This window comes from Methylobacterium sp. CCH7-A2, assembly GCF_001557075.1.
In the GTDB taxonomy this organism is placed as follows: Bacteria; Pseudomonadota; Alphaproteobacteria; order Rhizobiales; family Beijerinckiaceae; genus Allobosea; species Allobosea massiliensis.
Genome location: NZ_LSKN01000015.1, coordinates 1 through 275, shown reverse-complemented (window position 1 = coordinate 275; position 275 = coordinate 1). Strand labels below are relative to the sequence as shown.

1 pseudogene is annotated in these 275 nt (G+C 67.3%); it reads right to left on the bottom strand.

Annotation, left to right across the window (positions count from 1 at the left end):
• A pseudogene (locus AX750_RS00920) lies at positions 1-275 on the bottom strand (TCP-1/cpn60 chaperonin family protein); the annotation flags it as partial.

Genomic DNA, 275 nt, shown 5'->3' with positions numbered 1-275 from the left:
GTTCTCCTTCTCGATCCGGACCTTCTTGGCGCGGCCGAGCATGTTGAGCGTCACGTTCTCGAGCTTGATGCCGAGATCCTCGGAGATGGCGGTGCCGCCGGTGAGGATCGCGATGTCCTCCAGCATGGCCTTGCGGCGGTCGCCGAAGCCCGGCGCCTTGACCGCAGCGATCTTGAGCCCGCCGCGCAGCTTGTTGACGACGAGCGTGGCGAGCGCCTCGCCCTCGACATCCTCGGCCACGATCAGCAGCGGCTTGCCGGTCTGCACCACCGCCT